Raw genomic sequence first — 17927 nt, forward strand, 5'->3', positions numbered from 1 at the left:
GGGAGGCGCCCATGACGAGTCAAGACTGGTTCTCCAAGGACTTCTACAAGACGCTAGGCGTCCCCAAGGATGCCGATGAGGCCGCCATCAAAAAGGCCTATCGCAAGCAGGCCAAGGAACTACACCCGGACCGTAACCCCGGCAACGCGAGCGCTGAGAAGCGCTTCAAGGACGTGGGCGAGGCTTACGCGGTACTGAGTGACAAGACTCAGCGCGAGCAGTACGACTCGGTGCGCGCAATGGGCGGCGGACCCCGCTTCCAGGCAGGAGGCCAGGGAGGCGGCGGCTTCGAGGACGCCATGGGTGGCATGTTCGGCGGAGGCCGCACGCAAAGCGGTTCGTTCGGCGGGGGCCGCACCCAGAGCAGCGGCGGATTCGAAGATATTCTGTCGAACATGTTTGGTGGCGGACGTCGTGGGCCCACTCCGGGCCAGGACATCGGCGCAACCACTGAGGTGGCCTTTCGCCAGGCAGCGGACGGCGCGACCATCTCCCTCACCCTGGACGGCCACAAGTTCTCCACCCGCCTACCCGTGGGCGTCAAGGACGGTCAGAAGATCCGCATCCGCGGCAAGGGACGCCCCGGCCAGAACGGCGGCCCTCCCGGCGACCTGATGCTCACGGTCCGCGTCGCTAAGCACCCCGTCTTCACGGTAGACGGCAACAACCTGCGCATGACACTCCCCGTCGCCTTTGACGAGGCCGTGCTGGGAGCGAACGTCGAGGTCCCCACGCTGGACGGCACTCGCGTCAAGGTCAAGGTCCCCTCGGGCACCAACTCCGGCCGCGTATTGCGCGTCAAGGGGCGCGGCCTGAACGGACCAACCGGGACGGGCGATCTGTTGGCCACGGTCAGCGTGACGGTGCCAGGCAAGGTCTCGCGCGCGGGCAAGGAGGCGCTGCAGGCCTTCGCGCTGGAGACCGCCAAGGACGACCCGCGCGGAGACCTCTACAAGGACGCCGTCAAGTAGTTTTAGCCCAGTAGGCCCGGCACCAGCTGACGGAAGGAGTCAGGCATGGAACGTCCCGACGTTGACGAGCCCGTCTTCCTGATCTCGGCCGCGGCCGAACTGGCCGGAATGCACGCCCAGACCTTGCGCCAGTACGACCGCGTGGGGCTCGTCGTTCCCCGCCGCCGCCCAGGCGGCGGACGCCGCTACTCCCTGCGCGATGTCGCCGTGCTGCGTGAGGTCCAGCGCCTCAGCCAGGACGAGGGCATCAACCTGGCCGGCATCGCACGAATCCTCACGCTGTCGCGCGAGGTCGAGCGGCTCGAGGCCGAGGTGGAGAAACTGCGCCACCGCGCAGACACCGGATCGCGAGTCTTTGCGACCGGCTCACGCGGCAACGTAGTGATCGTGGAGCGCGGTCAGCGAGGCGCGCGCGACGAGGGGCGCGCGCTGGTGCTGTGGCGCAGTCATAACTCCTAGGACACCGCCATCTCTTGACACCCGCAGTGGGCCGCGCCAGCATGAGGCATGGCCGACGACACTCCGCACCTGCACCACTCGTTCGACTACGTCGAGATCCCTACTCAGGACATCGGCGCCGCAGAGACGTTCTACGGGGACGCCTTCGGCTGGCGATTCACCGCCTACGGCCCGGGCTACCTCGGCATCGTGAGCCCGGACGGCCGCGAGATCGGCGGCATCTCGCTGGGTGGGCAGGCCGGCTCCGGCGATCTGCTCGTCGTCCTCTACTCGCGCGACCTCGAGGCCAGCCGCGACGCAGTGGCGGCCGCCGGCGGCATCATCCGCCGTGACATCTTCCAGTTTCCGGGCGGACGCCGTTTCCACTTTGCTGACCCAAGTGGCAATGAGCTCGCCGTGTGGGGCCACGAGGTCGAGCATCTCTTCAGCCATTGACCGCCCGCCTGACGACACCGATTGCCGCGTGTCAGCCCCTGGTCGTAGGCTCGACCCATGACGTCCGACAACGCAGTAGAGGCCGAAGGCCTTATCAAGAACTTCAAGGAAACCAAGGCCCTCAAGGGAATCGACCTGGCGGTGCCTCGCGGCAGTGTGCTGGGCGTCCTGGGCCCCAATGGTGCAGGCAAGACCACCGCGGTGCGGATTCTCGCGACCCTGCTGCGGGCCGACGGCGGCCACGCAAAAGTAGCAGGCTACGACGTAGCCAAGAAGCCCTCGGAAGTCCGCAAGCGCATCGGCCTGACTGGCCAGTACGCGTCGGTTGATGAGGAGTTGACCGGCCGCGAGAACCTACACATGATCGCCGCGCTGCTTAACATGTCCGGGCGGTCATCCAAGGCGCGCGCCAAGGAACTGCTGGAGTGGTTCGATCTCACGGACGCAGCCGACCGTACTCTCAAGACCTACTCCGGTGGAATGCGGCGCCGGCTCGACCTCGCCGCCTCACTCACGGGTCACCCCGAGGTGGTGTTCCTCGACGAACCGACCACGGGACTTGACCCCGCCAAACGCGAGGACATGTGGGACGTCGTGCGCGACATCGTCAAGCGCGGCACCTCCGTACTGCTCACGACGCAGTACCTCGAGGAGGCCGACGCCCTGGCCGACGACATCGTGGTGATTAATCACGGCGAGGTCATCGCTCACGACACCGCCGACAAACTCAAGCGCGTGGTCGGCTCGCAGACGCTGCGCGTGCGACCCAGCGATGCATCACAGGTAGATGCGGTGAACACGATTCTCGCCGAGGTCGCCACCGACGGTGCGCCCGTCGACGAATACCGGCCGGGCGAGTACTCGGTGCCCGTGGTCGACGACTCCGCTCTCGCGACGGTCGTGGGCAAGCTCGCTGCCCAGCAGGTGGCAGTCACGGAGCTCTCGCTCCAGCTACCCAGCCTCGACGAGGTGTTCTTCACGCTCACCGGAGAAAGGCAACGGCCCACGGCGGACGATGCCACGGCCGGCGAGGAACAGGAGGTGTCGGCATGAGCACCGCATCCGTCACGCACGACGTCGAGGTCATCCAGCAGGGCCCCTTCGACATGTTCCGCCACTCTTGGGTGCTCGCCAAGCGATCGCTCGTCAAGACCTGGCGTACGCCTGAGGGCCTGATCGACGTCACGTTGTCGCCCATCATGTTCACGTTGCTCTTCACGTTCATCTTCGGTGGCGCGATCGCAGGATCCACCGCCGACTACTTGGTGTTCCTGATCCCCGGGTTGATCGGTCAGAACATCGCGTTCGCGTCCGTGGGAATCGGCATTCAACTCAACTCGGACATGTCCAAGGGTATTTTCGACCGCTTCCGTGCCTTGCCGATCTCACGGGTGGCACCGCTGCTAGGGGCGGCGCTGGGCGACGTGGTTCGCTACGTGCTGCTGATCGGGATCATGGTCGGCACCGGCTATGCGCTCGGGTACCGCGTCACCACGGACCCGCTGAGCTTCCTGGCTGGTTGCCTGCTCGCAATCCTGTTCGCCCTATGCCTGGCGTGGGCGCCCATGCTTGTAGGCCTGATCGCGCGCTCGGAGCGGGCAGTGCAGGGCATCGTGTTCATGACGCTTTTCCCACTAACATTCGCGTCCAACGCTTTTGTGCCTACCGAGACCATGCCCGACTGGCTCGCCGCATTCGCCAACGCGAACCCGCTGTCGCACCTCATTGAGGCGCTGCGCATGCTGTGGAGTGGCGGCGACTGGCACGCGCCCGTGGGATGGACGCTGCTGTGGTGCGCGGTCTTCGTCATCATCTTCGCGCCGCTCGCGATCAGGGCATATAACCGCAAGGCGTAGTGAGGTGCCGATGCGCTAGCCGGCAAGGCCGGCGCATCGGCGCTGCTGGTTGTCTGAACCGACCCCAGAGACAGGAACGGCCGATGGCGCCCTCAGCGCGCCATCGGCCGTCCTCCCGCACTGGACTATCGCTGCAGCGACTCCAGCAAGCTTGTGATGTAACTGTGCTCGGCCGGCAGTGACTCAATCCAGACCCGCGGTGGCTGGCGCATGAGGTTGCCCACTCGTAGCGCCGTAGCGCGGTCCGAGATGCGATCGCGAAGGGTCGCGATTCCAGCGCCCAACGACATTCCACGCTCGACCAGGACGGCGTAAAGGCCATCCGCGATGCGAGCCATCGGGTAGCCCTCGCCGTAAGCATTCGTCAGCGCCTGCCCTACCGCTGCGTTGCGTGCCATACGTTGCCAAGGGTCCGGGTCGGCGACTGCAACATCAACCACGACGAGAGCGTGAGACTCGGTCACGGCCCGTCCGTTACGCTGCGCTGCGCCATAAACCTCAGCAAGTCGACGCGTCAGGTACTCAGCCGTGCCGAGGCCCGACTCGGGGTCCTTCATCGCCGGGACTGTCACCGGCGCGGTGTCGCCCTCGGTCCAGCCCTCGCACAAAGCGCGAATGCTACGAATGGGAGCCGACTCATATCCAGCCGACTTGAACAACACAGCCATGTCGTCAATTGCCTCGGTGATACCCACGCCCGCGACTGAGCGCGCCTGGCCAAGACGGAAAGCGGCGGGCGCGGTGTCTAGACGCGCCTCGAGTGCCTCGACCAACGCCTCGGCGGCTGGCGTGTACCAATCGCCGGGCCGAAGCCACACCGACTCAACGCTTGCCGTCTCCCACTGGCGTAGCAGCACGTCGCTGGCGGGACGCCCTGGGAGATTCGCTTCGGTGGTCATGCACTATGAGACACGCGGCACGTTGGGTTATGACGCAACCTTTGAAAAAACTTTCTTGGGGCGGATGAGTCGGAGTGTGACCAATACCTCTTCATGACCCTTGCGCTAAGGAGGGCATTAAAGGGACTATAGGGACTGACTATCTATAAGTTGACGAGGAGTAACACAGGTTCATGAGTTCTGAGGCGATCGCGCTATGGACGGAAACGTCCAGCGACCCCGAGTTGATCGCTGGCGTGCGCGCCGGAGACACGACCGCCTTTGGCCTGCTTTACGAGCGCCACGCGGACGCGGCGCGCAAGGTTGCTACGCAGTATACGAACACTGCCGCCGACGTCGACGACGTAGTCTCCGAGTCGTTCTCCCGAGTGTTACGCGCACTGCAGCGCGGCGATGGGCCAGACCTCGCGTTCCGCGCTTACTTATTTACGATTGTCCGCCGCACCGGCATGGACATGATCAACAAGGGCATCCGCACCAAGCCTCGCGAGGACATGGGTGAGTATGAGGCGAACCTCGGCTACGAGGCATCGTCTGATGAGCCCGCCCTTGAGGGTTTTGAACACGGCATGGTGGCCGGCGCGTTCAAGTCCCTCCCCGAGCGCTGGCAGGCCGTGCTCTGGTACACCGAGGTGGAAAAGAAGAGTCCCAAGGAGATTGCCCCGTTGCTTGGCCTTAGCGCCAATGGCGTCGCGGCTCTCGCCTACCGGGCACGCGAGGCGCTCCGCCAGGCCTACCTCCAGCAGCACCTCAACAGTGCCGATACTTTGAACTGTCTTGAAGCCAACACTCAGCTCGGGGCCTACGTCCGCGGCGGGCTCAACAAGCGCGAGCACAGTCGCATCGATGAGCACGTGAAGGACTGCGAACGTTGCACCGCTCTTGTGCTCGAGCTTCAGGACGTCAACCGCGGCATGCGTGGCATCATTGCGCCCATCGTCCTGGGCACGCTCGGCATGGGTGCACTGCAGGGCGGATTGCCCGTCGGAGGCGCATTCGGCTCCGGCGGCACGGCCGGGGCTTCCTCCGCCGGTGCAGCTGGGGCAGGGGCTGCTACTGGCTCGAGCACCGTAGGCGCCAGCGGCCTAGCGGCCGCCTTCGCGGGAGCATCCAGCTTCCTCCTTCCCGCGGCCGCGGTGGTCGGTGTAGCCGCGATTGCGATAGGGGGCGCGAGCTTCCTTGGACTAATCGACCCCCTTCGCACAAACTCCCCCGAGAGCGCTACTCCACAGAATGTGGGTGACTCGACCGGCAGTACGGATGCAGGCGCCACCCCGGGTGCGGACGATGCTGGCGCTGCTGACGACAGCCTCGCCGACGGCGATGACTCGCGTACCACCGGCCCCGGCGCTGACGGCGCGGATAGCGGCTCCGGAGATTCGAGCCTCGACGGCAACCCCGGAGCCAATGACGGCACGGGTTCCGCTCCCTATTCCGGACCTGGAAACTATTTCAATAACCCTTCGGTAGGCGGCAGCAGCAGTCGGGGAAATTCCGGGGCATCGGGCTCAGGATCCGGAAGTAGTGTTGGTGCTGGCACCGGAGCGGGTTCTGGATCGGCCACTGGCTCTGGTTCGGGTGCGACGTCGGGCGCAGGAACGGGCTCAGAGACTGGGTCCGATAACGGGAGCGGATCCGGCAGCGGTGCGGGCGCGGGGGACGGTAACGGCGATGGCACGGGCGATGGATCTGAAACTGGCTCAGGCGCCGACTCCGGCACGGACTCTGGGGCGGGCTCCGGGACCGGCGCTGGGGACGACGGTGGAACTGACTCTGGAAGCGGATCCGGCACAGGCACTGGAACCGACCCGGGAGATGGTGGAGGCACTACCCCACCGCCACCCAGCGGCTCGGCAAACCTAAAAATTGCCAAGGCGCCGTTGGACTACTTGAGGATCTCGCGCACTTCACCGAGTCTCGCGATGAGCCTCAACAATGATGGCGATGGAAGCGCCGAGGCACTGTCTGCGGTGATCAATCTTCCCGACGGGCTTTCCTTCGCCTCACCGAGCGGTGGCGCGGGGGCAACTCTGAGCGGTACGGCTACGCGGCTCGAGTCGTTTATGAGGTTCGCGACTGACGGCACATTTGTCGCGGGTGACTGGACGTGCACCTTGAGCGGCGACCTGGCCGCTGACGTCGACCAGCAGGAGAACGCCCGGAACGTAGCTGACTGCACACTCGACGCACTTGCCGCAGGTGCGGGCACTGAACTCGACCTTCCCCTTGACCTCAACGGCGCATCGATTGGTGACCACGCAAAGACGGCCTTCACTGTTACCGCTGGCGACCTCACCGTGTCATACGAGGTCGATACCGGCATCGAAGACAACGACAGCGAACTCGACCCCGGCTACACCAACTCCGGCGGCCAGGACTTCGTTCAGGTCGGTGCTCCCCTCATGGGTTGTGACGTGTCGAAGGCAGATTGCCTGCAGAAGATGACCTTTGCCGGCGACACTACACAGGGGTCGTTCAACAACAACGGGCAGAAGATGGTGCCCCTCAACGACGCCCAGGGTGCTGTCAGTTCTAGCACCACGCACCTCGTCCTTCCTGAAGGCGCCGTCGTCAAGAAGGCCATCCTCGAGTGGTCCGCCAACCGGTCAGTTGAGAAGTGGTGCCTTACTGCCAACAAGGCAAACTGCATCCCAGCGAGTGCCATCACCGAGTCTCAGAAGCAGAATCGCACTCACTACCAGGCCGACCAGTGGACAACAGCGGCCGGCGACACGACCGCATCGCTTTCTGACAGTGCAAGGTTCCGCGTGCCCAACGGGAATTATGCGAATGTCTCCGCGGATACCATCACCAGTCAAGTCCTCGACAGCCGTGAGTACTACGTTGCCCGCAAGGACGTCACCAGCCTTGTCTCAAGCGCCGGCACTGGCGAGTACGCGCTCGCTGATATCGCTCTGCCTGCAACGTCGTATGACCCCGATTACACCTACTACGGTGGCTACGCGCTGACCGTCGTGTACGAGTCCGCAGACCTGGCCCCTTCACGCGTGGCTATCTTTGATGGTGCCCATTGGGTTTCGAGTTCCACGAACGCCGAGATTCGCTTCTCGACCGCAGGTGCTGCGACCGCGCACGTGGGCTGGGTTGCCTGGGAAGGTGACCGCGCCAGCACCGGTGACAAACTCACCCTCGATGGCACCGCGATGCGTCCTATCAAGTGGGATGGCACTCGGGCCATCGAAACCGGCGATCGCCAGAACGCCGCCGACTCAACAGCTACCGGATCCCGCTACGCGAACTCGCTCGGTGTGGACGTGAAACCGTTCGAGGACCAGTCACTATCAGGGGCGGGCCAGCACACGCTGAGCGTGTCAACCAGTGGCGACAACTTTCTGATCAGTACTGTCGCGGTTCGCATCACCGACAATTAGTCTGCCCCGGCCACGCGCCTGTGGGCATCGCAGCGCTAGGAGCGTGGCTAGCGAACGCTACGTACCCCATCAGGATCCCAGTCCAGATCCAATTGCCGTGCCGTGCGCTGAGCTACTGCGAGCCCGCAATCGCGTGCGATGAGGTGTAGCGCCATATGAATACCGGACGTCAAGCCTCCGCTAGTCACCACCGCACCGTTGTCGACCCAGCGCACACCCGTGACGCCGACGGAGATCCGCTTCTCACCTTGGAGAAGGTCAACGTCCTCCCAGTGTGTGGTCGCCGGCAACCCCTCCAGAAGCCCCTGATCACTGAGGAGGAACGCGCCGGTGCACACGGACGCAACCACGGTGGCTGCCGCCGCGAGCGACGCAACAGCGGCGCCAATCGCCGGGTCATGGCGTGCCGCCTCGATATCCACGAGTCCGGGAACAATGAGCGTGTGAAGGACGCCTGCGTCGGACGCGGGCACGGTTCCGGTGACGGTCATGCCACCGAATGCGGTCACGTCGCTCCCCTGTGGGGAGATCAACATCACCTCGTACAGGGGCGCTTCCCCGTCTCGCTCTGCGAGCCTTGAGGCGGTGAGAAAGGCCTCGTAGGGCCCACCCGAGTCGATGAGGTCGAAGCCGTCATAGAGAAGAATTCCGATGCGTAGAGCCATGGCCCCACGTTAGCGCGACTGGCTACGCCACCACGGTGGTTTGGATGCGTGGGCGAACCACGAACCAGAAAGTTCCGTGAGCGACGAGCAGTGCTCCCACCATCACAATTCCCATCGATGCCACTGAGATCCCCATCATTCCCACCAGCGGCGAGAGCAGTCCGGCAACACCAAAGTTGGCGGCACCGATCAAGGATGCCGCGGTGCCGGCCTCCTTGCCGTGATTGCCGAGGGCAGTGACCTGCACGGCGGGCATGATGAGCCCCACGGACGCCACAACGAAGAAGAGCGGCACCATCACGCCAAGCAGGCCCAGTTCAAAGGCAGTACCGATGAGAAGAGCCAACGCCCCGCTCATCATGACACTAAGGCCTAGCGCGAGCACTGCCCGTGGCGGGAGGCGACGCATGAGCCGGCTCGCGATCTGCGTGCACACTAAGAGTCCAGCGGAATTCACGCCAAACGCGATTCCGTACTCCTGGGCGCTGAGACCAAAAATGTCCTGGAGCACAAAGGACGAGGACGACAGGTACGCGAAGAGCGTGGTGAACGTCATCGCTCCGACCACCGCAATACCGACGAATGCAGGATCAGACAGAAGCTTCTTGTAGCGCTTACGGACGATGCCCGGCTCGGCTACCCCACGATTCTCGTGCGGCAGTGTCTCGGCCAGCCGGGTCATCACAATGAGGCCGATCAGGATTCCGTATGCGGCCAGCACGTAGAACACCTCGCGCCAGTCGACTACCCGAAGCAACTGCGAACCGATGACGGGGGCGAGAACGGGGGCAAGGCCAGTGACGAGCGCCATGCGCGAAAGCATGCGGATTAGTGCCTGGCCCGCAAAGAGGTCACGAACCACCGCCATGGCCACCACTGCGCCACCTGCAGCGCCGATGCCCTGGAAGACGCGGCCAACCATTACCCACTCGACCGTGGGGGCAAGCGCGACTGCGATGCTAGCCACAATGTGAAGTGCGGTCGCAATAATGAGGGGCTTCTTGCGGCCAAAGGAGTCGCTTAGCGGCCCGACGATGAGTTGACCCAGGCCAAAGCCGATCATCGTGGCGGTCAGAGTGAACTGGATCGCTGCGTCGCTGGCATTGAGGTCCGCCGCGACCTCGGGGAAGGCCGGCAGGTAGAGATCGATCGTGAAAGGTCCGAGTGCCACGAGCGCGCCGAGCATGAGGATGTAGCCGATGCGGCCACTCCGCGAGAGCGTCTCGCCGAGCTGGCGGGTCGGCGGCGACGGCGGTGGTGCTTCTTGCGATCCCGGGGTGGAGATCGCGTCTGGCGCGGGCCTGGTGGCTAGGTCTGAAGTCACGGTGTACGTCCTTGAATGGTGATGGCATCCGGCGACGCTGCCGTGAAAGATGTTGGGCTAGACAATGGGCGTCACGTGACGCCCTTGCACAGACGGAACGTCCACGCGCTCAAGAAGATTCCGGCATGCGAAAAACTCATTGAAAACTAAACTTACCATTTGGTCAGTTTGGCCGCCAGGGCTAGGGCAAGAAAAGATATGCCGGATACGCAAAAGGCGGTGGCACCCGGAGCCAAGGTCGACCCCGGGTGCCACCGCCTTCTAGCGGTGGTGCAGAACTACTTCTTGGTCGACTGAGCGTTTACCTCGTAGGACGTGTTAGTGGCCTCGAAGAAGTTCACCAACTGCAGGGTGTCGTTGGCGGTGGCCATCCACTTCGCAGGGTTAGACACGTTGTAATGCGGGTCGAATCCCAACTCTTCAAGACGTCGGTCGGCCAGGTACTTCACGTACTGGTTGACGTAGTCCGCGTTCAGACCCAGGATGCCGGTGGGGAGAAGGTCGCGGTTGTACTGCTCCTCCATCTCGACAGCGTTGATGATCATCAGACGGATCTCCTCGGCGAAATCGGGATCCTGAAGGTCCTCGTTCTCCTCGAGCACGGTCAGAATCAGGTTGATGCCGAACTGCAGGTGCAGAGACTCGTCGCGAATGACCCAGTCCATGAGGGAGCCAAAGTTGCGCAGCAGGTTGCGCTGGCGGAAGCTCAACGCGACCATGAAGCCCGAGTAGAACCAGATTCCTTCAAGGATGACGTTGTACGCGACCAAGTTGCGCACAAAGTCCTTCTTGCCTTCAGTCGTTGAGATATCCAGAGTCTCCTCTGTCATCCGCTTGATGAAGTTGACCTCGAACTCTTCCTTGGCGGCCATCGATGGAACGGTCACGTGCGAGTCGTACGCAGCCGCGCGGTCGATCGGGAACGTCTCTAGGACGTACTCGAAGGACATGCAGTGGTTCGCCTCTTCCCACATCTGCTTCGCGAGATATAGGTGGCACTCGGGAGCATTGATGTACGGGTAGACGCCAAAGGCAAGTGCCTTGTTGACGAGCAGTTCGTTCGGGTTGAAGTAGGACATCAGGAAGGTGATGGCGTGACGCTCTTCGTCCGTCATCTTCTTGAAGTCACCGAGGTCTTCGCCCAACTGAATCTCGTTGGGGAACCACGTGTTGGCCACGGCCTGGTCGTACAGGTCCATTGCCCACGGGTAGGTGACGGGCTTGAGCAGCAACCCGTCCTGAATGCCTGTTCCTAGAATTCCCATTTTCTGTTCCTCAATCTTTCTGGGCCGCTACTGGCAGGACTCGCACTGCAGCGCTTCCATGGGATCGACGGGGCAAGCCACGCCGCCGATCATTTCAGTGTCGCCACCGGCGACGCTCGAGACCACATTCAGCTCGGCAACGCCGGCCGGAGCCGCCGCCTCCGAGGCAGGTGCGGAGACGTGTGATTCAGCTGCTTCGGGAGCCGCTTCCTGCTCGGGGAGCGAGGTCGGCGGAACCGCGGGCTGCTGGGTAGGCGCAGAAGAGAACGCCTGCGTGGCCACCGCAGACAGCACTGCTGCGGGTGCGGTCGTGATCGCTGATGCCGCGGGGGACTCAGCGGGAGCGGCCGCTGCCACCGCGCCAAAACCCTTGCGCGGAGCCGACTCACCGGCGGGTGCCGCGGAGATTGGCTCGGCCGCAACAGCCTCAGCAGGAGCATCGGCGATGGCGTCGGCCACCACGGCCTCCACCTGTGCGACCGCGGCGGTCGCCTTGGCAGCGCCGAAGCCCTTACGAGCGCCGAAGCCCTTACGCGAGGGTCCGCCTGCCGATCCCCCGGTGGGCTTGTTGCCCGCACTGTTGGTAGGCATCTTCTCCGACTTGTTAACACGCACCGTGGACTGCTCGGCGGTGTGGCGCGGCTTCATGTGCAGGTAATACGTGGTCTTGACGCCACGCTCCCAAGCGGCCGAGTACAGCGCCATCATGTCGTCGATGTCGCGCGACTCGAGGTAGATGTTGCGGCTGATCGCCTGGTCAATCCACTTCTGAGCACGTGCCGCAACCTCGATGAAAGCGTACGGCGACAACTGGAACGAGGTCTTGTAAACCTCCTGCAGGTGCGCGGGGACTTCCTCGATCTGGCTCAGGTCGCCCTGAACCTCGAGCAGGCGGTCGCGAACGTCTTCCCAGATGCCCTCGGCCTGCAAGTCGCGGACCAGGTTGCGGTTGACCTCGAGGAACTTACCCGACGAGGTGGCACGCGAGAAGATCTGCGAGAACTGCGGGTCGAAGCCGGGCGTGGTGCCGGCAACGAGACCAATGGAAGCGGTGGGGGCGACGGCCAGGAGGGTGGCGTTACGAATGCCGCCCTTGACCTTCTCGCGCAGCACGTCCCAGTCCAGTCGCATAGTGCGGTTGACGTCGATCTTCACTCCGCGGTCAGCCTCGGTCGAGGCGATGGTGTCGAACGGCACCTTGCCTTGCGACCAGCCCGAGCCGGCGAAGTTGTTGTACGAGCCACGCTCGCGAGCGAGATCCGCGGAGGCATCGATCGCGTGGTACGACACGAACTCCATGATCTCGTCGATCAGGTCGTAAGAGGCCTCCGACTCATAGGCGAGACCGAGGCGCTCAGTCATGTCGGTGAAGCCCATGACGCCCAGGCCGACCGCGCGGTTCTCGCGGTTGGCGTGGTCGGATTCCTTGACCGCAGAAAGGGTGATGTCGACCAAGTTGTCGAGTTGGCGCACCGCGAGGCGCACCGAGCTCTCCATGCGGTCCCAATCGATCTTGCCGTCGACGAAGTGCTCGGACAGGTTCACCGATGCCAGGTTGCAGACTGCGATGTTCTCGCGGTCCTGCGGCAGGCAAATCTCGGTGCACAGGTTCGACAAGTGGATGGTGCCGGTGTTCGTGTTCAGGGCACGGTTGTTGATGGTGTCCTTCCACGTCAGCCACGGGTGCGAGGACCCCTGCAGCATGAGCAGGATCGACTTGTACTGCTCGCGGGCGCGCATCTTCTTGAACGTGCGCAGCTTGCCTGCCTCTGCCAGCGAGACGAGTTCGGCGTAGCGCGCAGAGAACGCGGAACCAGTGAGCTCGACCAAGTCGGGCGCCTCGGCGGGATCAAACAGGTACCAGTCCTCGTTAGCCGCGACGCGCTTCATGAACTCGTCGGAGATCCATACCGCTGTGTTGGCGGTACGGGTGCGTCGGTACGGGTCGCCGGAGTTCTGACGCAGGTCGAGGAACTGCGCGAAGTCCATGTGCCAGTTCTCCATGTAGAAGCACAGCGCACCGAACTTTTTACCTCCACGAGACACGGCGCGCAGCGTCGAGTCGATGGTGTGCATGAAGGGGATGGGACCAGTTGAGGTGGTGTTGTTCGACTTGATAGGCGAACCCTCGGAGCGCAGCTTGGTGACCGACAGGCCGATGCCGCCCGTGCCCTTGGTGAGCCACATGACGTCGCCAACGGTCTTGGCGATGTGATCCATGTCGTCTTCCATCTGCATAACGAAGCAGTTGGATAGCTGCGGGTACGAGGTGCCGGCATTGACCAGCGTCGAGCCTGCGGGAAGGTAGTCGAGCTTGGAGATCTTGTCGTAGAACTTGAGTGCCATCTCTGTGGGATTCTCTTCATTCAGGGAGAGACCCATCGAGACGCGCATCCAGAAGTACTGGGGAACTTCAAGCGACTTTCCGTAGCGATCGGTGATCATGTAGCGGTTGCGCATGGTGACGGTGCCAATGTACTTCAGCAGGTCGTCACGCTCGTGGTCGATTGCGGCCGCGAGGGCGTCGAGGTCAAAGATGGTGGTGAGACGCGTGTCGAGCAGTCCTTCCTCCGCCGCGTCGCGAATGTAGCCCGGGAAGCGTGCCTGGTGCAGGAGGGCGAGCTCGAGCGAGCTGTCAAAGCCACCAAGGACGCGCTTGTAGATCACCTTGCGAAGCAGGCGGGCCGCAATGATGTCGAAGTCGGGGTCATCCTTGACGTTCTGGACGGCCACGCCGATGGCGGCCTCGTCGAGCTGCTCGGTGGTGATGCCATCGAACAGGGTGATTCCCAGTTCAGTCGCGATCTGGGTGGTCTTCGAGATCTGATCTGAGAGACCCTCGGCCGAACGCTCGATCGCCTTGTTGATGCGGTCGGCGTTGTACGGCTCGCGCGTGCCGTCACGCTTGGTGACGTGGATGCCTGGCTTAGTGAGTGCCGCGGTGGCCGAAACGTCGCCGTTGACGTCGGTGTTGGCGGAGTTTTCGGTGATCGTCACAATGCTCCCCTGCAAGTGATTGGAACTGCGGCCGTGCGGCCCTGTCTGGATACTGCGTGACACTCTGAGTGAGGGTCTCGATGGGGCGTACTCACGGCATCGAAATCCTGGTGAAGCGTTCCTAGAATGTATCTCGAATTACAACGGTGTGCAACTAGATATAGGGGTGTTTTTCCAAAACAGCCCCTAGATGTTGTGGTCCTGTGTAAAACCCTGTGGATACGTTGTGCACAACTCGGCGTGTCCTCCACAGGCGCGCGAAAACTCTGGGGAAGGATTAGCCACCGCGAGTTTTTGGGCATGACTCAAGCATGCCAAAGGGGTCTGACATCGAACGCGGCACGGCCTGCGTGCCGGACAGCTACACCAGCCCGTAGAGCCTGTCGCCTGCGTCACCGAGTCCGGGCACAATGAAGCCTTGTTCGTTGAGCTTCTCGTCGACCTGAGCCACGACAACAGACACATCTACGCGCTCACCCATTGCAGACCGAACCCGCTCGATTCCCTCGGGCGCAGCCAACAGGCATACGCAGGTCACGTCAGTCGCGCCACGTTCCAGGACGTACTCGATCGCGGCTACAAGTGAGCCACCCGTCGCAAGCATCGGGTCGATGAGAAAGACCTGGCGACCAGTGAGGTCGTCCGGCAAGCGATTCGCATAGGTGATCGCCTCAAGGGTTTCCTCGTCGCGCTTGAGCCCCAGGAATCCCACCTCGGCGCTCGGCAACAGCCTGGTCATGCCGTCAAGCATGCCCAGCCCGGCACGCAGAATCGGCACGATCAGCGGAGCGGGACTCGCGATCTTGGTGCCGGTGGTCATTTGAAGAGGCGTCTCCACTTCGCACTCCACCACGCGCACTTGGCGGGTCGCCTCATACGCGAGGAGCGTCACCAACTCATCCACCAGTAGCCGGAACGTCGGCGACGGCGTGTTCTTGTCCCTGAGGACGGTGACCTTGTGGGCGATGAGCGGGTGATCCGCGACGTGAAGCTGCATGGCTCAACCCTACTTCGTAGCGACGCCGCGCGCGCCTGCCTTGCCCCAGCATCGTCCCGCGGCAAGCCGCCCCGGTAGCCTGGCGTGCATGCACGGTTTCTACGAGGCGGCCATGGGCGAGGCCCTCATGCTCGCGCGCGCCGCCGGAAACATCGGCGAGGTGCCCGTGGGTGCCGTAGTGCTGGACACGGAGGGTTCCGTCATAGGACGAGGATTTAACCAGCGGGCTGTGCGCTCCGATCCCACGGCACACGCTGAGGTGCTTGCACTCCGGGAGGCTGCAGAGTCTGTCGGCAGTTGGCGGCTTGAAGAGTGCACGCTGGTGGTGACGCTCGAACCGTGCGCGATGTGCGCCGGCGCGTTGCTCGCCGCACGCATCCCCCGGCTGGTGCTTGGTGCGTGGGACCAAAAGGCGGGTGCCACCGGGTCGCAATGGGACTTGGTCCGCGATGCCCGCATCGGCGCCAAAGTCGAGGTCGTCTCAGGAATCCGCGGTGAAGAATCCGCGTTGCTCCTACGCACGTTTTTTGAGCAGCGCCGCTAGCGGCACAAGGCACACGGCCGATGCTCGGGCTGAGTGCACACTTTGGCCCAGTTTGGTCGGGGCCACTTGCAGCAGGTATCCTCTCCCACGGTGACGTGTCCGAGCGGCCGAAGGTGCAACACTCGAAATGTTGTGTACGGTACCCCCGTACCGCGGGTTCAAATCCCGCCGTCACCGCCACTTACCCGGCCTTGATTCTTACGAATCGGGGCCGGGTTTTTTGTGTGCCGGGCCGGGGCGGTCGACGCGATGGTCCCGACCCCATGCGGCGCTCTCCGGCAATAATGGGTTGAGGGGACGCCCACGCGCCTCGCGATGGGAGCCCAAATGAATCACAGCGCCGCTCGCGAGCGCCGTGAACGTTGGACGCACGGCACGCACAGGGCAGTAAAGAGCCTGCGGACCTTCCAGCCGTACACCGGGCCACGATGGCCCTTGGGGCTGCAGGCGGCCCTAGTTATGGCGGTGCCCATTGCGGTGGGCTCGGCGCTTGGGTCGGAGACTCTAGGGATCCTGGCGGCGACCGGCGGATTCACGGTGCTTCACGTCACCACCCTCAACGTCCGCGAACGGATACGCGTCCTCCCCTTGGTCGCAGCCTTCCTGCTCTCCGTCTCCGTCCTAGCAACCGCGCTCGCGCCCTACCCCTTGGTGGCCTCCGTGGGCCTCGTGGTGGTGACAATCGCAGGGGCCGCCCTGTCGTTCGGCTACCGCATGGGCGCCCCGGGGCCGCTCTTTGTCGCGCTTACGTATGGCCTCTCCGCGCGCGTCACGTCGGTGGTCGATGGCGAGAGGGCCATCTCCCCGGCCTCCCTCATCGTCGCCGTGTCAGCGGGGATGCTGTTTTCGCTCGCGGTCGCGGCCTTCCCCCTTGTCCTGGCGAGAAATCGGCACCTCGCTGCGCGCCGGCTTCGGGAGATCCTGGCGGTCTTCGCCTTGGGGCGCGACGGGCGCACGCTGCTGGTGCGGGTCGCGATCGTGGCGGTCGTTGGCACGCTAATCAGCGTCACGGCCGTTGACCCGGAGCGCGCCTACTGGACGGTCGGGGCGGGAATCGCTGTTGTCGGAACGCGGGCGGGGCGCGGGGACGCAGCGCGACGCGGACTGCATCGCATCGTTGGCACCGTCGCCGGCGCGCTCATCTTCCTTGCGTTTGGAACGCTCGACCTCGCACCACTCGCACTTGCGGTGGTGCTCGGATCGCTACAGTTCGCCACTCAGCTCGTGACTGTGCGCAACTACGCCCTCGCGCTGCTGTTCATCACTCCCATGGTTCTCTTGCTGACAGGAGCCGCCACGGGAACCGTGGGCTCAGTCGGAACGCTCACGGAACGAGTCTTGGATACCGCGATAGGAGCCATGCTGGGAACGCTCACCGGATTACTGCACCGACCTCACAACAGTTAGTTGTCGCCCTCCTGGGGCACATCCTCCGCCGACGCGCTGGCGCTCGGGCTGGCTTCCACCAAGGGGTTGTCCGGGATCACGCGAGGTGCCGGCTCGGGTGCCACCAACTCAACTGGCACGCACTGCTGGGGGCGGACAAAGGGAACTTCGGGGTCGAGCTCAGGTGCCCCCTGGGGGCGCAGGGTAGTCGCGGGGTCGTACTCATCGCCGATCACGAGGTCAGACACGGCACTGTCGCGCGTATCGAGGACCATCTCTGACTGCGTGAAGTACGTCGAGATGGTGTACGCCTCAACCAGACCCTTCTCGCCATAGATGATGCGCACGCTGCCCTCGTAGGGGCGGGGGTAGTTTCCGGCGCCAGTCACCACAAAGCCACGACCCTTGAGGTCTGAGGCCGTAGTGCCCGCTAGCCCGGCCTTGTCCGTCGAGTTCAGCACGCGGATCGGAATCTCCGTGGGCTCCATAGGCAGGGCATCTCCGGGAGGGCAGGCCACATTGACTTCGGTCGCAAAATCGCTCGCGGGAGTGACGAATGGCTCCGCAAAGGGGCCCTCGGTGTCGCCCTTGTAGACAGAGGCAAAAAACACTCCGGCGACAGCCATGCCGATGAGGATCAGACCGAATAACAGAATCTGACGCTCGCGCCGGTGGCGACGCACGGTCGCGCGCTTACTGGCGGTTGGGTCCATCGGAGGCTGAGTCACGGGCACCAC

General features: G+C 63.7%; 15 protein-coding genes and 1 tRNA gene. 9 read left to right on the forward strand and 7 right to left on the reverse strand.

What is annotated here, in order from left to right:
• Positions 1 to 11 precede the first annotated feature (11 nt).
• Genes AOP77_RS04290 through AOP77_RS04310 form a run of 5 tightly spaced genes read left to right on the forward strand, consistent with a single transcriptional unit; the run spans position 12 to position 3721 of the window.
• Entirely contained in the window at positions 12 to 971 is a 960-nt protein-coding gene (locus tag AOP77_RS04290; protein ID WP_062209757.1) for a DnaJ C-terminal domain-containing protein, read from the forward strand.
• Positions 972 to 1016: 45 nt separating this feature from the next.
• Positions 1017 to 1430 carry a heat shock protein transcriptional repressor HspR gene (locus AOP77_RS04295; protein ID WP_062209761.1) on the forward strand — a complete coding sequence of 138 codons (414 nt, stop codon included), beginning with the start codon at positions 1017 to 1019 and terminating at the stop codon, positions 1428 to 1430.
• Between the two features lie 48 nt (positions 1431 to 1478).
• The gene (locus tag AOP77_RS04300) at positions 1479 to 1865 is read left to right on the forward strand and encodes a VOC family protein (protein WP_062209765.1); all 387 of its coding nucleotides are present in this window, start codon (positions 1479 to 1481) and stop codon (positions 1863 to 1865) included.
• A 57-nt stretch (positions 1866 to 1922) separates the two neighbouring features.
• Positions 1923 to 2918, forward strand: coding sequence for an ATP-binding cassette domain-containing protein (locus tag AOP77_RS04305; protein ID WP_062209767.1), 996 nt, complete (start codon positions 1923 to 1925; stop codon positions 2916 to 2918).
• A complete protein-coding gene (locus tag AOP77_RS04310) occupies positions 2915 to 3721 on the forward strand; it encodes an ABC transporter permease (protein ID WP_062209770.1) in 807 nt (268 codons plus the stop codon). Before AOP77_RS04305 ends, AOP77_RS04310 begins: the two co-directional genes overlap by 4 nt.
• A 125-nt stretch (positions 3722 to 3846) precedes the next feature.
• On the opposite strand, the gene AOP77_RS04315 is transcribed toward AOP77_RS04310, so the two are convergent.
• Complete coding sequence (locus AOP77_RS04315; RefSeq protein WP_062209775.1) at positions 3847 to 4620, reverse strand: hypothetical protein; 774 nt, start codon at positions 4618 to 4620, stop codon at positions 3847 to 3849.
• 173 nt (positions 4621 to 4793) lie between these two features.
• On the opposite strand from AOP77_RS04315, the gene AOP77_RS12090 reads away from it, so the two are divergent.
• Positions 4794 to 8012, forward strand: a complete 3219-nt coding sequence (locus tag AOP77_RS12090; protein WP_084622284.1) for a sigma-70 family RNA polymerase sigma factor — start codon at positions 4794 to 4796, stop codon at positions 8010 to 8012.
• Positions 8013 to 8059: 47 nt separating this feature from the next.
• Here the strand turns inward: AOP77_RS12090 and AOP77_RS04325 are convergent, their stop codons facing one another.
• The 5 genes from AOP77_RS04325 to upp all read right to left on the reverse strand — a co-directional run bounded on the left by AOP77_RS04325 (position 8060) and on the right by upp (position 15260).
• The gene (locus AOP77_RS04325) at positions 8060 to 8677 is read right to left on the reverse strand and encodes a DJ-1/PfpI family protein (RefSeq protein ID WP_062209778.1); all 618 of its coding nucleotides are present in this window, start codon (positions 8675 to 8677) and stop codon (positions 8060 to 8062) included.
• Between the two features lie 22 nt (positions 8678 to 8699).
• Positions 8700 to 10001, reverse strand: a complete 1302-nt coding sequence (locus AOP77_RS04330; RefSeq protein ID WP_236685749.1) for a multidrug effflux MFS transporter — start codon at positions 9999 to 10001, stop codon at positions 8700 to 8702.
• Positions 10002 to 10279: 278 nt separating this feature from the next.
• The gene (locus AOP77_RS04335; protein WP_062209781.1) at positions 10280 to 11266 is read right to left on the reverse strand and encodes a ribonucleotide-diphosphate reductase subunit beta; all 987 of its coding nucleotides are present in this window, start codon (positions 11264 to 11266) and stop codon (positions 10280 to 10282) included.
• A 27-nt stretch (positions 11267 to 11293) separates the two neighbouring features.
• Positions 11294 to 14185, reverse strand: a complete 2892-nt coding sequence (locus tag AOP77_RS04340; protein ID WP_084622420.1) for a ribonucleoside-diphosphate reductase subunit alpha — start codon at positions 14183 to 14185, stop codon at positions 11294 to 11296.
• A gap of 439 nt (positions 14186 to 14624) precedes the next feature.
• A complete protein-coding gene (gene upp / locus AOP77_RS04345; RefSeq protein ID WP_062209784.1) occupies positions 14625 to 15260 on the reverse strand; it encodes a uracil phosphoribosyltransferase in 636 nt (211 codons plus the stop codon).
• Positions 15261 to 15348: 88 nt separating this feature from the next.
• Here upp and AOP77_RS04350 point away from each other — a divergent pair, with 88 nt between their 5' ends.
• The 3 genes from AOP77_RS04350 (at position 15349) to AOP77_RS04360 (ending at position 17211) form a co-directional block, all read left to right on the forward strand.
• Positions 15349 to 15804 carry a nucleoside deaminase gene (locus AOP77_RS04350; RefSeq protein WP_236685750.1) on the forward strand — a complete coding sequence of 152 codons (456 nt, stop codon included), beginning with the start codon at positions 15349 to 15351 and terminating at the stop codon, positions 15802 to 15804.
• A gap of 89 nt (positions 15805 to 15893) precedes the next feature.
• Positions 15894 to 15984: transfer RNA gene (locus AOP77_RS04355), tRNA-Ser, on the forward strand.
• Positions 15985 to 16131: 147 nt separating this feature from the next.
• Positions 16132 to 17211: an FUSC family protein gene (locus tag AOP77_RS04360; protein WP_160300043.1), complete on the forward strand. Its 1080-nt coding sequence runs from the start codon at positions 16132 to 16134 to the stop codon at positions 17209 to 17211.
• On the opposite strand, the gene AOP77_RS04365 is transcribed toward AOP77_RS04360, so the two are convergent.
• Complete coding sequence (locus AOP77_RS04365; protein ID WP_152649766.1) at positions 17208 to 17918, reverse strand: LytR C-terminal domain-containing protein; 711 nt, start codon at positions 17916 to 17918, stop codon at positions 17208 to 17210. The genes AOP77_RS04360 and AOP77_RS04365 overlap by 4 nt on opposite strands.
• Positions 17919 to 17927 lie beyond the last annotated feature (9 nt).

Origin of the sequence: Demequina oxidasica (assembly GCF_000975115.1) — a bacterium.
GTDB lineage: Bacteria > Actinomycetota > Actinomycetes > Actinomycetales > Demequinaceae > Demequina > Demequina oxidasica.

What these genes read in the sequence shown, in the direction of transcription:
- AOP77_RS04290 (WP_062209757.1), top strand. Translation starts at nt 12, where the DNA reads ATGACGAGTCAAGACTGGTTCTCCAAGGACTTCTACAAGACGCTAGGC.
- AOP77_RS04295 (WP_062209761.1), top strand. Translation starts at nt 1,017, where the DNA reads ATGGAACGTCCCGACGTTGACGAGCCCGTCTTCCTGATCTCGGCCGCG.
- AOP77_RS04300 (WP_062209765.1), top strand. Translation starts at nt 1,479, where the DNA reads ATGGCCGACGACACTCCGCACCTGCACCACTCGTTCGACTACGTCGAG.
- AOP77_RS04305 (WP_062209767.1), top strand. Translation starts at nt 1,923, where the DNA reads ATGACGTCCGACAACGCAGTAGAGGCCGAAGGCCTTATCAAGAACTTC.
- AOP77_RS04310 (WP_062209770.1), top strand. Translation starts at nt 2,915, where the DNA reads ATGAGCACCGCATCCGTCACGCACGACGTCGAGGTCATCCAGCAGGGC.
- AOP77_RS04315 (WP_062209775.1), bottom strand. Translation starts at nt 4,620, where the DNA reads ATGACCACCGAAGCGAATCTCCCAGGGCGTCCCGCCAGCGACGTGCTG.
- AOP77_RS12090 (WP_084622284.1), top strand. Translation starts at nt 4,794, where the DNA reads ATGAGTTCTGAGGCGATCGCGCTATGGACGGAAACGTCCAGCGACCCC.
- AOP77_RS04325 (WP_062209778.1), bottom strand. Translation starts at nt 8,677, where the DNA reads ATGGCTCTACGCATCGGAATTCTTCTCTATGACGGCTTCGACCTCATC.
- AOP77_RS04335 (WP_062209781.1), bottom strand. Translation starts at nt 11,266, where the DNA reads ATGGGAATTCTAGGAACAGGCATTCAGGACGGGTTGCTGCTCAAGCCC.
- upp (WP_062209784.1), bottom strand. Translation starts at nt 15,260, where the DNA reads ATGCAGCTTCACGTCGCGGATCACCCGCTCATCGCCCACAAGGTCACC.
- AOP77_RS04350 (WP_236685750.1), top strand. Translation starts at nt 15,349, where the DNA reads ATGCACGGTTTCTACGAGGCGGCCATGGGCGAGGCCCTCATGCTCGCG.
- AOP77_RS04360 (WP_160300043.1), top strand. Translation starts at nt 16,132, where the DNA reads ATGAATCACAGCGCCGCTCGCGAGCGCCGTGAACGTTGGACGCACGGC.